This is a genomic window from Ensifer sp. NPDC090286 (assembly GCF_044769565.1).
GTDB lineage: Bacteria > Pseudomonadota > Alphaproteobacteria > Rhizobiales > Rhizobiaceae > Ensifer.
Window position 1 is genome coordinate 37,063 of sequence record NZ_JBIVYF010000002.1, and the last position, 13,830, is coordinate 50,892.

Consider the following 13,830-nt stretch of genomic DNA (forward strand, 5'->3'; position numbering starts at 1 on the left):
ATCGCAAGATTCTTGGCTGTTTGTAAGCCCAGGGGAGGATCGAGGTGAAAAGGGAGAGGCAATCTTGGTGCCAATGGCAGCGGCGGCACGGACTATCGCATTGCGGATGATACGCGCGGTAGGTAGCGAGAAATCCACCTCGATGCCCAGCCCCTCGCGGTTGAAGTTGTCCAGGACGTTCAACAGGCGGAATTGCCTGCCATCCTCAAGACGATCCGCCATGAAGTCCATAGACAAGACCAGGTTCGGCTTCTCCGGTCCGGCCAGAGCATCCGGCTTCTCGCGCGTCAACCGGTTGCGTGGCTTGATCCTGAGGTTCAGTTCCAGCTCGCGATAGATGCGGTACACCCGCTTGTGGTTCCAGCGATGCCCCCGGACATTGCGCAGGTAAAGAAAGCAAAGGACGAAGCCTCAACTCTTCCTCGCCCGCGTCAACCCGATCAGGAGATCGGCGATCTGCTCGTTCTCGTCGTTCAGCTTGGCGCTGTAACGATAGCAGGTCTCGCTGACACCAAAGTGCGGCAGGCGAGTGCAATGCTCACCCCGCGCAACGCCACCGCTTTCCCGGCCATCCCTTGGCCGACAGGCAAATGCTCGCATTTGCCGTAAGGCTCCCGGCGTTGAGATGGCCGCGTTACTTTTTCTTCACCGCCGAGGGTGATGTGGTCGGCAAACTCCAGCCGCGTCTTGTGTGCCGATGCATGGTGGCGCGGACCTCCGATCGGATTGTCCTTTCACCGAGCTGTTCGCTGCCTCAAATAGGCGACTTCATCCGCCGTGAGCACACGCGTCGCACCCTTCGGTAAATCGCCGAGAGTGACCCTTCCGATCGAAACCCGCAGCAGTCGCAGCACCTCGAAGCCGAGCGCGTCGAGCATGCGGCGGATCTGGCGGTTTCGACCCTCTTCGAGTTCCACCTCGATCCACATGTTGCGGTCTCCCGCCCGCAAGTGTTCGGCCCGGGCGGCCCGCAACGTCTCGCCGCCTTCATCGATGCCGGTGACCATTTGCGCAAGCTGTGTGTCGTCGATCTGCCCGGCCAGTTGTACGTGGTAGATCTTGCCAACATGGGTTTCCGGGTCGAGCAGCCGCTGCGCAAGCACCGTGTCGTTGGTGAACAGCAGAAGACCTTCGCTCGCCTTGTCGAGGCGGCCGACCGGCGACAGATGGGTGGAGTCGACGTCCTTCAGGCAGTCGAAGACCGTCGGCCGGCCCTCCGGGTCATGCCTGGTCGTCACCAGCCCGCGCGGCTTGTTCAGCATTAGGTAGACCTTGTCTTCGGCAAGCACGGCCTTACCGTCGACGCCGAGACGGTCCGTGTCGACATCGACCCATGCGGAGAGACCAGGCGCCTTGCGGCCGTTGATGCTGACGCGGCCTTCAAGCACCAGCTTTTCGGCCTGCGTGCGCGAGCAGTAGCCAAGCTTGGAAAGGGCGCGGGCGACCGTCACGCGCTTGCCCGTATCGGCCGCGGGGCGGCGGCCGGTATCTCGGGCGGCAGTCGGTCGCTTCTGTTTCACGTGCTGGTCTTCCGGTTCCTGGTCATCTCGTGGTGCATGGTCGCGATGCCAAGCATAGCCGGCGGCGCGATCTGGACATCAGCCGATCTTGCTATAGTCGATCCGCCGGGCGAGCCAGCAGCCGATCGTCAGCCCCGTCACCTTGCCGTCAGCGTCACGCGAAACGAGTACGGTCCAATCTCCCGGCGCCGGCGCGTCCATCGAGCGTTTGCAGCGCAGCAGCCAGACATCTTCGGCGAGCGGCCGCATGGCGTGCATGGCGCCTCTGCCAAGCGGGCCGTCGAAACCGCCATAGAAGACGCCGTTGGCAGAGACGATGTCGAGATGGGCGTCGAGTTCTGCTGCATGGTAGCGGCCGGCGATATCCGGCTTGGCGGTGCCGGAGATGCGCGCGGCGTGAACCGTCAGGTTCTCACGCGGGCGCTCCATGTGAAGCGAGGCGCCTTCCGCACGAAGCATAACGGCCGTTGACTGTGCGCTGCCATCCGGACCGACGTCAAGCGTCTCGGCACCCGTGGCGAAGCTCAGCGCGACGCGGGATTTGCCGGTGGCCCGGGTAACGAGTACGAGGCCCGTTTCCGGATCGAGATAGCTGCCGGTGCCGTCGGCATCCCAGGTGCCCGTCGCAGGCTCGGCATCGCTGTGCCCAAGGGCGACCTTCATCAGTGCTGTCGCGGCAGCATGGGCGTCGGCTTCGTGATTGAACATCACCACGACGGAAAGGCGCTCGGCGGGCGCATAGAGCCTGCGGCTACGGAAGCCGCGCAGCGCGCCGCCATGGCCGGTCATGGCGACGTCGCCGATCTTTTCATGCGCAAGGCCGAACCCATAATGGGCCGGGCGGCCATCGGCATAGGTCTGCGGTACGGACAGGCGCCGATAGAGGCTGTTCGCGTTATCACGCGTCCGGTCGATGAAACATTCCCAGGCGAGCATATCGTCGAGCGACGCGGAAACACCGGCATCGCCCGCCCAGTAGATGTTGTTGACCGCTTCGAAATAGCCAGCCGTCTCATTGCCCTCGTAGCCGACGATACCGTCGGGGGGCAGGCTCGTATCGGCGGTGAGGGCGGCGGTCCGCATGTCGGCCGGGCCGAAGACGGAACCCTGATAAAGCTCGGCCATCGAGCGCCCGGTTTGCTCTTCGATGAGGTCGGCGAGAATGCGGAAATTGCCGTTCGAATAGGAGTAGCGTGTACCCGGCTCGAAATGGGTCGACCGCGCGGAGGAGAGCAGGGGCCGAGCGTCCTCGCGGCGGAAGACGCCGTCGTGCCTGGCGCCCTGCAGCACGGTCAGCGCCCAGTAATCGCGCAGCCCCGACTGGTTGTGACAAAGATGGGCGACCGTCGGGCGCTTGCCTTCAAGCAGAGGCAGATAGGCGTCGAGCGCCCGGTCGAGCCTCGCCGGTTCGCCGACTGCGTCCAGAAGCACAGCGCAGGTCATCTGCTTGGTGATCGAGCAGATGGGGACGCGGGTTGCCGCGGTCATCGGCCTGCGGGCGGTGAGGTCCGCATAGCCCCAGCTGTGGCTGAGGATCACCTGGCCATCCCGGACCACACCGGCGACGCCGCCGGGACCGGGATAGTGTTGGGGCAGGGCTTTTACGGCGCGTTCGAGAGCGGAGAGTTCAGAAGTGGTCATGGCGCTTAAGGATCGGTCCGACGAAGGGCAGGGCGGTGTCTGCCTCGTTCGTACCGCCCCGTCCCGGCACTTGCAATGCCGCGCCGACAGCTCTCCTCAGCCGGCGCCCGCCTGGGCGTGATAGAGGCGGCTATAGGCGCCCTTGGCGGCGAGCAGCGTCGCATGCGGTCCCTGCTCGCGAATGCCGCTGCCGTCGACCACGACGATGCGGTCGGCATCGCGGATCGTCGCCAGCCGGTGCGCGATGATCAGCGTCGTGCGCCCCTTGGACAGTTCGGCGAGGGACTGCTGGATGGCTCTCTCGGTTTCCGTGTCGAGCGCCGAGGTGGCCTCGTCGAGAATGAGGATCGCCGGGTTTTTCAGGAACATGCGCGCGATCGCCAGCCGCTGCTTCTGTCCGCCGGAAAGCTTGACGCCGCGTTCGCCGATCACCGTGTCCATGCCGTCTGGCAGGGCGGCGATCATGCCGTCGAGCCGGGCGCGGCGCGCCGCTTCCAGGATGTCGGCTTCGTTCGCTCCGAGCCGCCCGTAGGCGATGTTGTCGCGAATGGTGCCGGCAAAGAGGAAGACATCCTGCTGCACGATGCCGATCTGGCCGCGCAGCGACGCCAAGGTGATGTCGCGGATATCGGTGCCGTCGACGGTGATTGCGCCTTCCATCACTTCGTAGAAACGCGGAAGCAGCGAGCAGATCGTCGTCTTGCCGGCGCCCGAGGGACCGACGAAAGCGATCGTCTCGCCGGCGCGGATCGTCAGGTAGATGTTCTGGATGATCGGCTTTTCGGCGCTGTAGCCGAATGAGACATTGCTGTAGGTGATGTCCCCCTTGAGATCAGCGACGTCGGTCGCACCGGGACGATCCTCGATGTCGGGCTCGGTTTCCATCAGTTCGAGGAAGCGCTTGAAGCCGGCGATGCCCTTCGGATAGGTTTCGATGACCGAGTTGATCTTCTCGACCGGGCGGAAGAAGACGCCGACGAGAAGCAGGAAGCTGACGAAACCGCCATTGGTCAGCTCGCCTGTCAGCACGAAGTAGCAGCCGGTGATCATCACGATCAGCTGCGTCAGCCGCATGCTCATGTAGCTGAGCGACGTGCTCGCCGCCATGATGCGGTAGGCTTCGAGCTTGGTGCGGCGATAGTTCTGGTTGTCGGTCTCGAACAGGCTGCGCTCGTGCGCCTCGTTCGCGAAGGCCTGGACCACGCGCATGCCGCCGACATTCTCCTCGATACGCGCGTTGAAGTCTCCGATCCGGCCGTAGAGATTGCGGAAATTCCGGGTCATGCGCCCGCCGTAGCGGCTCGTCACCCAGGCCGTCAGCGGCACGACGGCGGCGGTAATCAGCGCCAGCTGCCAATGCACCATCAGCATCAGGATCAACGCCCCGATAAAGGTCATGACGGCAATGAACAGATCTTCCGGCCCGTGATGCGCGACTTCGCCGATTTCTTCCAGATCCTTGGTGAGGCGGCCGACGAGATGGCCGGTCTTCTGGTTGTCGAAGAACGAGAAGGAGAGCTTCTGCAGATGGTCGAAGGCCATGCGCCGCATGTCCGTCTCGATATTGATGCCGAGCATGTGGCCCCAATAGGTGACGGTTGCCATCAGGCCGGTGTTGAGCAGGTAGACGATGAGCAGCCCCACGGACGACAGCAGGATCAGCGTCCACTCCTGGCTTGGCAAGAGCTGGTCGACGAACAGCTTCACCGCAATCGGGAAGCCGAGTTCGAGCAGGCCGGAAAGCACGGCGCAGGAAAAGTCGAGGATGAACAGGCCGCGATAGGGGCGGTAGAACGCGAAGAAACGCTTCAGCATGCACGAGCACTCACTGGGGGCGGGGGGCGCCGTAGGGCGCCGCTAGAAAGATGATTGTCAATGTCATGTTTTTGGATCGAAACCAACCCAGAAAAGCGCGAAAGCGTGTCGGCCACGTGACGCGACCGATGTCTCTTCCGCCTGAGAGACACAATCGGTTCACTTCGGCACCGGTGGGAAGAAAACGTTAACCATAGGCTTCGTAGAAATGGAATCAGCAGAGCAATTCGCCTTCGATTGGGGACACCGGAGGCGGAGCAATTGCTCGATACCGAAACGCGTAGGGCGTCTTTGTGCGTTCGAGTGAGCGCACGAAGTCCAGGGGGCAAACGAGACGATGGCAGGCAATCAATCAGTGGAAGCTGCGGAAACCAACACCATTGTTCCGTTTCCCGTGGTCAGGAGATTGCATGCCATTCGCAGTGCTGCCGCCGAGCTTGAAGATCTGCACGGTGCCGAGGCGCTGCAATTCTGGCGCCGCCGCTGCCGCGCTCTAGCGGACGAGCTTTTTGCCTGCGGCTGCTCCGAAGACGAAGTCCGCCGTCAGGTGATGGACTTCCAGGACGAGGTCCAGATCGAGCTCCAGCATCGCCACCTCTCGCGTCTTTCCGCAGGCGCGATGAGCCAGTAGCCGCCGCGTCTCAGGGCAACGGCAATTCCGGATCCCAGGTAAAGAGCTCTTTTGCTCTGGCGATACCGCGCAGCGCAAAGCGGCCGAGCGAGACGGCGTGGACCCGTTCATCCGGCGGGCAGGCTTCGACGAAATCAGACGACATGATCATGTGCCGCTCAACGGAACGGCACATCGAGGAAATACGGCTCACCTCATTGACCGCCGGGCCGACCACGGTGAAATCGAGGCGGGTCTGGCTGCCGATATTGCCGTAGAAGACTTCGCCGATATGGAGTCCGAGATAGACCTCTGTGGTCGGCTTGCCCTCGGCCTGTCGGCGCACGTCGAGTTCGGCGAGCATGCGGCGCAGCTGCCGTTCGGCGGCGATTGCGTTGGCGCAGGCGGTCCCCGGATCGTCGGCATTGAAGATCGCCAGAACACCGTCGCCGATCAGCTTCAGAACGCTGCCGCCATGGTCGTGAATGGCGGTGATCACCGTTCCCGAATAATCGTTGAGAAGCGGAATGATCTCGTCGGGGGCGGCGGTGTCGGAGATGCGCGTATAGCCGCGCAGGTCGGAAAACCACATGACCGTTTCGATGCGTTCGGCCGAACCGCGGGCAATGCTGCCCTTGACGACGCGCTGGCCGGCATCGGCGCCGAGATAGACGTCGGCAAGCGTGCTGATGATGCGCACGCAGGAGCCTGCCTTCACCGCCAGCGCAAGCGTCGGCAACAGGATCCTAAGCGCTGCGATGTCATCCTCGCTGAAGCCGCCGTCGCTCCGTGTCGTCCAATAGGAATAGAAACAGTCCATCTCGCCGACACGGCCCTGGTCGGTGAAGTGGTGGATCATGCTGACGCAGTCGGTGTGGCCCTCGCCCTTCAGTTTGTCCAGTATGTTGTAGGTGGTGCCTTCGTCGGCGGAAAGCCGGATCCGGCGCTCGGCGGTCCGGTCGCGCAGCATGTGATAGAAGATCGAATTCTGCCAGTTCAGCAGCGCCTCACCCGTGGTCGTCGAGCCGTACTGGATGACTTCCGGGGTGATGTCGCTTTCATCGTTCCACTGGAAGGCACGCCCCTCGAATTCGGGGTGCAGCGTGTCGATCAGGCCGAGCGCGCGGGCAAGGTCGAGACCAGCTGCGCGACATTGCTCGCAGAAGCCGGCAAACAGCTCCGGCTCGTCCAGTCCCTTCAGGCCCTGTTCTGAAAGCCAGAGCACGATATCGCGTAGCTGTTGGTCGTTCATGGCGCATCCCGCTCGGCCGAGGTCGACTGCTTGATGATGTGGTGCACCATCCATAGCCGAACCAGGGCTTAGAGCGAAAGATGCAGTTTGCCCGCCTCGCTTTCGGCCGGCACTGCGCAACAGATCAGCGCTTCGCCTTCGGCGACCGGGAAGGAAGGCTGCGAGGGATAGGTTACCCTGCCCTCCAACACCGGCGCCCGGCAGGTGCCGCAACTGCCGTTGCGGCAGCCATATTCCGGGTTGAGGCCGCGCGCCTCCGCGAGATTAAGCAGCGTGCCTTCGCCCGGTTGCCAGCGCGCCTCCTTGCTCGACTTGGCAAAGACAACGTGAACGGGGGCGCTCGCCGCCGGTTCCATCGCCGGGGCGGAACCGCCATCCGGCCGCCGGGTCAGCGACGAGAGCCCGAAGGCCTCCGCATGGATGCGGGCATCGGCGATGTTGAGTGCCCGCAGACCGTCGTAGAGCGACTGGGTGAAGGTGGCCGGGCCGCAGAGATAGAAGTCGTAGTCGTCGAAGGGCAGGGTGGCCTTGAGATGGGTGAGGTCGATGCGACCGGCGATGTCATAGTCCTGGCTTTCGATGGCCGTTGCCGGCTGGCTCAGCGCCCGCACCAGACGAATATTGCCCTCGCCTTCCGCGACGAGGTCGGCGATCTCCCGATCGAAGGCGCGCTCTTCCGGCGAGCGGGCTGCCTGGAAGACCCAGGTTGGGCGCGTGCGCCGCTTGCGGCGGCTTTCAGCGACGATGTGCTTGAGCATGGCAAGGATCGGCGTGATGCCGACGCCGGCGCCGATCAGCACGGCCGGACGCCGCTCGGTTCCGTCGATCGTGAAGCTGCCGGCAGGCGCCCGCGCCTCGATCCGGTCTCCAGACTTCAGCCCGTGCAGGTGCCGGGAGGCTACGCCGTCCTTCTTGACGCTGATGCGGTAGAGACCATCCGTCGGCGCCGAGGACAGCGTATAACTCCTGACGAGCGGTCTTTCGCCGTCTTCGACGTTGATGCGGATCGGCAGGTGTTGGCCGGCCTGGTGGGCCATGAGCCCGACGCCGTCATCCGGTTCGAGGTAGAGCGAGCGGATCGTCGTGCTCTCGTCCTCGACGCGGGCAATCCGGAACGGGCGCCACGCATCGGCAAGGGCCGCGGCTTCAAGCCGGACCTTCGCCTGGACCCAGTCGCCGGTGGACGTGAGGCTGGGAGACCAGCCGCCTTCCTCGAAGGCCCAGCGAAGCGGCAGGCCGTCCTCGCGGTAGATGACCTTTTCCGGCCGGAAGCGCCATAGGCGCTCGGCTCCTTGGAATGCCGCGACCTCCGGGGAGGACAGGATGACTTCGGCGCTGCCGGTCATCTGCAGCATGTCGCCGGTCGCAAAATCGACGAACAGCAGGCCGGCGCGCGGATTGAGCATGAAGTTGCCGAGCGTGTTGAAGAACAGGTTTCCGGAGAAGTCCGGGATCGTCAGCACGCTGTCCGCGCCGATCTCTACGAAACCCGCCTTGCCGCCGCGATGCGAGACGTCGACCTGGCGCTCGCCGCTATCGCGGTCGACGTAGGAGGCGACGAAGAAGGTGTCGGCCTTGCCGATGATCGCCCGGGCGCGCGCGTCGAGCACCTCACCATGTACCGGGCGCACCGAGGCGGGCTGGCGCGGGTCGCGAACGAAGGTGAACTGGCGAAGCTGGATATATTGCGGGCAGTTGCCGAAGCTCTGCCGGACGCGCAGCGTGAAGCCGTCGTCGCTGTCGCGTTGGATCGCGCCGTTCAGCCGGTTCCGGCGCCGGGTCTCAAGCTGGATGCCGAGCATGCCGATGGAGTGCGCGTCGTCCATGCCGGCATCGGCCGGATCGTCCGCATCGCGCGGCAACCGTACGTCGAGGTTCCAGGCGTCCGGCGCCTGCATGAAGCCGGGGGCTGCGGCACGCATTGTCGCCCAGACATCACCGCTCGCATCGACGGCCCCGAACATGGCGAAGGGCAGCATCGGGAAGAATTGCTGGTGCTGCTCCGGCATGAAACTGCGCACGAAATTGCGCCCGGTCGTATCCATGCGCTCGGCGACGCCGAGGCTGCGCTGGATGGCGAGTTCGCCTTCGTGCCAGGGCGAATCCGGCTTTTTCTGCTGTGCGTTGTCCGGCATGGTCGGTGTCCCGGTTGGAAGGGGACCGGGGCAGCGTTGCCGCCCCGGGGAGCTTGGATCAGGCAGCGAGACCGACGGCGGTCTTCGCAAAGCCGACGAAACCGGGTAGGCGCTCGATGCGTGACAGCCAGGCGCGAACATGGGCGTAGTCGGAAAGATCGACATTGCCTTCTGGAGCAGCGGATATGTAGCTGTAGAGGGCGACGTCGGCGATGGTCGGCCTTGCGCCCACGAGGAAGTCGTGGCCGGCAAGCTCGGCATCGATCTGTGCAAGCACTCGGTGGGCCCTGGAGATCGCTCCATCGGCATCCAGATTGGCACCGAAGACCGTGACGAGACGCGCGGCTGCCGGACCGAAAGCGATGTCGCCGGCGGCAACCGAGAGCCATTTCTGCACCTTGGCCGCTGCGGCCGGATCTTCCGGCAGCCAGTCGATGCGGCCGAACTTCTTGGCGAGGTAGACGAGGATGGCGTTTGAGTCGGCGATGACTGTGCCCTCGTCGTCGAGCACCGGAACCTGGCCGAAGGGATTGAGCGCCAGGAATTCCGGCGCCTTGTGTGCCCGCGCCTTGAGGTCGACGTCGATCAGCTCGTGCGGCACGCCGAGCAGCGACAGGAAAAGCTGCGCCCGGTGCGAGTGGCCGGAGAGCGGATGGCGGTAGAGTTTCATGGGAGATGTCCTCGAAGAACTTGAGAACCGTCACGGCCCTCCGGCGGTTCGGAATGAACCGCCTTCGAGGATCAATCTATGACTTTCCAAATTTCGGCAGTAGAATGCAATTTCGATAGTCTGATTTCCAAATATCGGAAGGATGGAGATGGATCGCCTCGATGCCATGGGGGTTCTGCTTGCGGTCGTCGAACACGGCAGCCTGTCGGCCGCCTCCCGACACCTCAAGGTGCCGCTCGCCACGATCAGCCGGAAGCTTTCCGAGCTTGAAGCGCATCTGGGCGCGCAGCTCGTCACCAGGACCAACCGCCGGATCCAGCTGACCGAGGCCGGCCGGGCCTATGTCGAAGCTGCCAAGGAGATCCTTGCGCGGGTCGAAGAGGCGGAACGGGTGGCGGCCGGCGAATACAGAACGATCAAGGGTGACCTGACGGTCTCCGCACCCATCGTCTTCGGGCGCCTGCACGTGCTTCCCGTCCTGGTCGATTTCCTCAAGGCCCATCCCGAGGTCGATATGCGGCTCGCCTTGGGCGACCGGTTCGCCAATCTCGTCGACGATCACATCGACGTGGCGTTGCGGATCGGCAACCTGCCCGACAGCAATCTCGTCGCGACGAAGATCGGCACGGTGCGTCGGGTGGTCTATGCGAGCCCCGACTATGTCGCGCGACACGGCGTGCTCCGGCATCCGAGCGAACTTGCCGACCATGATTGCATCACCTTCGAGAACGTCACGGCCGCCCATGTCTGGCGTTTCCTCGACGAGGGGCGCGAGCTGGCTGCGCCGATCCGGTCGCGGCTGATCGTCAATACGGCGGAATCCGCCGTCGACGCGGCGATATCCGGTCTCGGCTTGACGCGGGTGCTTTCCTATCAGGTGGCGCGCCAGGTGGCGGACGGCCTGCTCGTGCCGCTACTGGAGACCTTCGAGCACCCGGCGCTGCCGGTCCAGCTCGTCTATCTTCCCCAGGGGCTGGTGCCGATGAAGCTCAGGGCCTTCGTCGATTTCGCGGCCCCGCGGCTGCGCGCGGTCCTGCGATAGCGGCAAGCGTCCCTAGTCCGTCTGGTTGCGTTCGCCCGTCGTCGGCCGGATGTGGCGGGCGTAGGTCCGGCCGACGCGGATCTCGCTACCGTCGGAGAGAAGGGCGATGAGCGCGGCAAAGGGGGCCTGCTTCAGCCCCACGATACAGTCCCGGCGCACGATCGAGCTGCGATGCAGCCTCAGGAATTCTGCGGGATCGAGGCGACGTTCGAGCGAGGCAAGGCTTTCGTGGTGCAGATACGACCGTCCATCGACGTGTATGCGAACATAGTCGCGTTCCGCCTGAAAGCGCACGACCCTGTCGAGCGCGATCCGCACGAATTCTCCCCGGGCCTTGATCCAGAGATCGCTGGTCTGGGTGTCGTGCTTGCGCAGCGCCTGGCGGAGCGCCGTCACGGTTTCGTTGAGTTCGAGCACCCGCTCGGCGCTCGTGCGCGCGGCGATCGCAACGCGGGCGCGCTCGATTGCCGTGCGCAGGCGGCTGGATTCGATCGGCTTGGTGACATAGTCGACCGCCGCTGCTTCGAAGGCGCGCAGCGCATAGTGGTCGAAGGCAGTCACGAAAACGACCGCGGGCGCGTTGTCGCCCAGCTGCTCGAGGATGTCGAAGCCGGTGCCGCCGGGCATCTGGATATCGAGCAGGATCGCGTCCGGCGAAAGTTCGGCCACCATCGAGCAGGCCTGCTGCACGTTGCCGGCCGTTCCGACCACCTCGACTGCTGGAATTGCACCGAGCAGGCGAAGGAGGCGCCGTCGCGCCAGGGGCTCGTCATCGATGACGAGGATTGAAAGCGGAACAGTCTGGATTTCATTCATGCAAGCCTCAGGGGCATTGTGATTGCAGCTCTGAAACGACGGGGGGTCACGAGGCCCGAAACGCAGGCGCCGACACCCGGAAAACGGGCCTGGACGCGCTCGGCAACATTCTTGAGGCCGATCCCCGTGCCCGGCCACCGGGCGGTATCCGGCGCCGCTGCAATGTCGTTTTCGACGGCGATTTCCAGCGCCTGGCCCACCTTGGCGGCGCTGATGACGATTTCCACCTGTTCCGGCGAACGGCTGACGCCGTGCTTGACGGCATTCTCGATCAGCGGCTGCAGGATGAGGCTTGGCACCAGTGCCTCCTCAAGGCCGTTGGCGATGTCCATCCGGAGCCGCATGCGATCGCAATAGCGCTCGCTCTCGATGTGCAGGTAACCGGCCTGGAGTGCGAGTTCGTCGGCGAGCCGCACGTCGTGCAACGGATCGAGCTCCAGTGTCGTGCGCAGAAAATTGGACAGCGACATCACCATGCGCGTGGCGGCAAGGGGCTGCCCCTCCTCGATCAGGCCGGTGATGGAGTTGAGCGTGTTGAACAGGAAATGCGGATTGACCTGGTAGCGCAGCGCCCGCATCTGCGCGGCGAGCGCCTCCTCGCGCGAGATGGCCAGGCGCCGCTCGCGCTCGCGCAGTTCGAAGCTGTAGAGCAAGGCGACGAAGAAGAAGGACCAGCCGACGAAGGTCGCCATGCTGTAGACCAGCGTGTAGCCGATGCTGGTCCAGTCCGGGGCGATCGGGTCGGGACGCACGATGAAAAGATAAAGAAGAAAGTCGACGCCGGTATTGGCGATGGCGGCCATCAGAGCGGTCGCGAAGCCGACGACGATCTTCAGCGCGATGTGCTGATGGCGGACGCCGAACATCGAAGCCGCGATGCCATAGGAGAAGGCCATGCCGCAGGACATCAACAGCAGCTTGCCCGGCGCCGACATGATCGGATCGATCCCAAGGATCGCCCACAGAATGCTGCTGACCAGGAATTCCACGAACCAGTAGAGAAAACCGAGCCAGAGCGTCGCGCGCCGCAGGCTGGCGATATAGGCGCTCTCGTCTACCGATCTTGCGTCATCCTCAAGGTTCATGGCCATTTTTATCGTTCAACCGGCCGCCGATGTCGATTGCCGTTCGTCGGTCAAATCGAGCCGTTGGCAGAAAGGCCCGGACTTTCGACCATTGCCGGCCGTCGTTGGCCGGAGAGCGACGATCAGGCCAGCCGCAGCGGCATGGTGATCGCTGCCCGAAAGCGGTGGGGAGCAACGAGGCCGGAAATGAAGGCGCCAACCTCGGGAAACCGGGCCTTGATGCGGTCGGCGACATTCCTCAATCCGGTGCCGGTCCCGGTCGGTTTATTCGCCGGGCGCGGCGGCTCGCCCGCCATGTCGTTTTCGACGGCGAGCTCCAGCGTCTCGCCGTGCCTTGCCGCCCGGATCACGATCTCGACCACGCCGATCGAACCGCCGACGCCGTGCTTGATCGCATTTTCGATCAGCGGCTGAAGGATCAGGCTTGGCACCAACGCCTGCTCCAGGCCCGGTGCAATGTCGAGCTTGACCCGCATGCGGTCAGAGAAGCGCTCGCCCTCGATGGTGAGATAGCCGAGCTGCAAGGCCAACTCGTCGGCAAGGCACACGTCCTGCATCGGATCGAGCTCGAGTGTCGTACGCAGGAAGGAGGAGAGCGAGAGCACCATGCGGCGGGCGGTCGTCGACGCGCCTTCTTCGATCAGCCCGGCAATCGAGTTCAAGGTGTTGAACAGGAAGTGCGGATTGACCTGGTAGCGCAGCGCCCGCATCTGCGCCGTCAGCGCTTCCTCCCGTGTCACGGCAAGCCGGCGTTCCCGCTCGCGCAGTTCGTAGTTGGCAAGAAGGGCGATGTAGAGAAACGCCCATCCGTGAAACAGTGCCATGCAATAGATGAGCGTGTAGCCGACATTGGTCCAGTTGATCGGGCCCGGATCGCCATGCTCGATCAGGCCGTGACTAAGGAAGTCGACGCTGGCATTGATCGCCGCGGCGACGAGCGCCAGGGCGGAGCCGAGCAGAAGCTTGAAGAGGATGGACCGGCCTCGGAAGCGAAAGAGCGCCGCTGCCATCGCATAGGACATGAGTGTCCCGTTCAGCATCAGGATCAAGGTGATTGGCGCGATCGCGATCGGGTCGTGTCCGAGGAAAGCCCAGAGCGTCGTGCTGATGACAAACTGCATGAACTGGTAGAGGAGCCCGAGGACGAGCGTCGCTCGCCGAACGCTTGCGGCATATCCAGCCTCGTCAGGCAAAACCGTCTCATGTCCTCGCGCCATGCGAGGTTTTATCCTTCAAGTCCATAC

Annotated in this window: 11 protein-coding genes and 1 pseudogene; 2 read left to right on the top strand and 10 right to left on the bottom strand. The window is 63.9% G+C overall.

Annotation, left to right across the window (positions count from 1 at the left end; translation table 11 throughout):
- Positions 1 to 99: 99 nt before the first annotated feature.
- From ACIQUG_RS10525 to ACIQUG_RS10540, 4 genes and pseudogenes are all read right to left on the bottom strand, one after another.
- A pseudogene (locus ACIQUG_RS10525) lies at positions 100 to 644 on the bottom strand (IS3 family transposase); the annotation flags it as partial.
- 90 nt (positions 645 to 734) lie between these two features.
- Positions 735 to 1,520 carry a pseudouridine synthase gene (locus ACIQUG_RS10530; RefSeq protein ID WP_402320795.1) on the bottom strand — a complete coding sequence of 262 codons (786 nt, stop codon included), beginning with the start codon at positions 1,518 to 1,520 and terminating at the stop codon, positions 735 to 737.
- A gap of 78 nt (positions 1,521 to 1,598) precedes the next feature.
- Positions 1,599 to 3,161 carry a D-aminopeptidase gene (locus ACIQUG_RS10535; protein ID WP_402320798.1) on the bottom strand — a complete coding sequence of 521 codons (1,563 nt, stop codon included), beginning with the start codon at positions 3,159 to 3,161 and terminating at the stop codon, positions 1,599 to 1,601.
- Positions 3,162 to 3,257: 96 nt separating this feature from the next.
- Complete coding sequence (locus tag ACIQUG_RS10540; RefSeq protein ID WP_402320800.1) at positions 3,258 to 4,976, bottom strand: ABC transporter ATP-binding protein; 1,719 nt, start codon at positions 4,974 to 4,976, stop codon at positions 3,258 to 3,260.
- Positions 4,977 to 5,313: 337 nt separating this feature from the next.
- Here ACIQUG_RS10540 and ACIQUG_RS10545 point away from each other — a divergent pair, with 337 nt between their 5' ends.
- The gene (locus ACIQUG_RS10545) at positions 5,314 to 5,607 is read left to right on the top strand and encodes a DUF6074 family protein (RefSeq protein WP_402320803.1); all 294 of its coding nucleotides are present in this window, start codon (positions 5,314 to 5,316) and stop codon (positions 5,605 to 5,607) included.
- A gap of 10 nt (positions 5,608 to 5,617) precedes the next feature.
- On the opposite strand, the gene ACIQUG_RS10550 is transcribed toward ACIQUG_RS10545, so the two are convergent.
- From ACIQUG_RS10550 to ACIQUG_RS10560, 3 genes are all read right to left on the bottom strand, one after another.
- Positions 5,618 to 6,838: an adenylate/guanylate cyclase domain-containing protein gene (locus tag ACIQUG_RS10550; RefSeq protein ID WP_402320806.1), complete on the bottom strand. Its 1,221-nt coding sequence runs from the start codon at positions 6,836 to 6,838 to the stop codon at positions 5,618 to 5,620.
- Between the two features lie 68 nt (positions 6,839 to 6,906).
- Positions 6,907 to 8,973, bottom strand: a complete 2,067-nt coding sequence (locus tag ACIQUG_RS10555) for a pyridoxamine 5'-phosphate oxidase family protein (protein WP_402320808.1) — start codon at positions 8,971 to 8,973, stop codon at positions 6,907 to 6,909.
- Between the two features lie 58 nt (positions 8,974 to 9,031).
- Entirely contained in the window at positions 9,032 to 9,643 is a 612-nt protein-coding gene (locus tag ACIQUG_RS10560) for a glutathione S-transferase family protein (protein ID WP_402320811.1), read from the bottom strand.
- 148 nt (positions 9,644 to 9,791) lie between these two features.
- Here ACIQUG_RS10560 and ACIQUG_RS10565 point away from each other — a divergent pair, with 148 nt between their 5' ends.
- Positions 9,792 to 10,685, top strand: a complete 894-nt coding sequence (locus ACIQUG_RS10565) for a LysR family transcriptional regulator (RefSeq protein WP_402320814.1) — start codon at positions 9,792 to 9,794, stop codon at positions 10,683 to 10,685.
- Positions 10,686 to 10,697: 12 nt separating this feature from the next.
- Here ACIQUG_RS10565 and ACIQUG_RS10570 read toward each other — a convergent pair whose 3' ends face one another.
- The 3 genes from ACIQUG_RS10570 to ACIQUG_RS10580 form a co-directional block, all read right to left on the bottom strand.
- Positions 10,698 to 11,501, bottom strand: a complete 804-nt coding sequence (locus ACIQUG_RS10570; protein WP_402320817.1) for a LytR/AlgR family response regulator transcription factor — start codon at positions 11,499 to 11,501, stop codon at positions 10,698 to 10,700.
- Entirely contained in the window at positions 11,498 to 12,592 is a 1,095-nt protein-coding gene (locus tag ACIQUG_RS10575) for a sensor histidine kinase (RefSeq protein WP_402320820.1), read from the bottom strand. The genes ACIQUG_RS10570 and ACIQUG_RS10575 overlap by 4 nt, the downstream gene beginning before the upstream one ends.
- Positions 12,593 to 12,708: 116 nt before the next feature.
- On the bottom strand, positions 12,709 to 13,803 hold the full coding sequence (locus ACIQUG_RS10580; RefSeq protein WP_402320822.1) for a sensor histidine kinase: 1,095 nt from the start codon (positions 13,801 to 13,803) through the stop codon (positions 12,709 to 12,711).
- Positions 13,804 to 13,830: the final 27 nt, after the last annotated feature.

What these genes read in the sequence shown, in the direction of transcription:
- ACIQUG_RS10535 (WP_402320798.1), bottom strand. Translation starts at nt 3,161, where the DNA reads ATGACCACTTCTGAACTCTCCGCTCTCGAACGCGCCGTAAAAGCCCTG.
- ACIQUG_RS10540 (WP_402320800.1), bottom strand. Translation starts at nt 4,976, where the DNA reads ATGCTGAAGCGTTTCTTCGCGTTCTACCGCCCCTATCGCGGCCTGTTC.
- ACIQUG_RS10545 (WP_402320803.1), top strand. Translation starts at nt 5,314, where the DNA reads ATGGCAGGCAATCAATCAGTGGAAGCTGCGGAAACCAACACCATTGTT.
- ACIQUG_RS10550 (WP_402320806.1), bottom strand. Translation starts at nt 6,838, where the DNA reads ATGAACGACCAACAGCTACGCGATATCGTGCTCTGGCTTTCAGAACAG.
- ACIQUG_RS10555 (WP_402320808.1), bottom strand. Translation starts at nt 8,973, where the DNA reads ATGCCGGACAACGCACAGCAGAAAAAGCCGGATTCGCCCTGGCACGAA.
- ACIQUG_RS10560 (WP_402320811.1), bottom strand. Translation starts at nt 9,643, where the DNA reads ATGAAACTCTACCGCCATCCGCTCTCCGGCCACTCGCACCGGGCGCAG.
- ACIQUG_RS10565 (WP_402320814.1), top strand. Translation starts at nt 9,792, where the DNA reads ATGGATCGCCTCGATGCCATGGGGGTTCTGCTTGCGGTCGTCGAACAC.
- ACIQUG_RS10570 (WP_402320817.1), bottom strand. Translation starts at nt 11,501, where the DNA reads ATGAATGAAATCCAGACTGTTCCGCTTTCAATCCTCGTCATCGATGAC.
- ACIQUG_RS10575 (WP_402320820.1), bottom strand. Translation starts at nt 12,592, where the DNA reads ATGGCCATGAACCTTGAGGATGACGCAAGATCGGTAGACGAGAGCGCC.
- ACIQUG_RS10580 (WP_402320822.1), bottom strand. Translation starts at nt 13,803, where the DNA reads ATGGCGCGAGGACATGAGACGGTTTTGCCTGACGAGGCTGGATATGCC.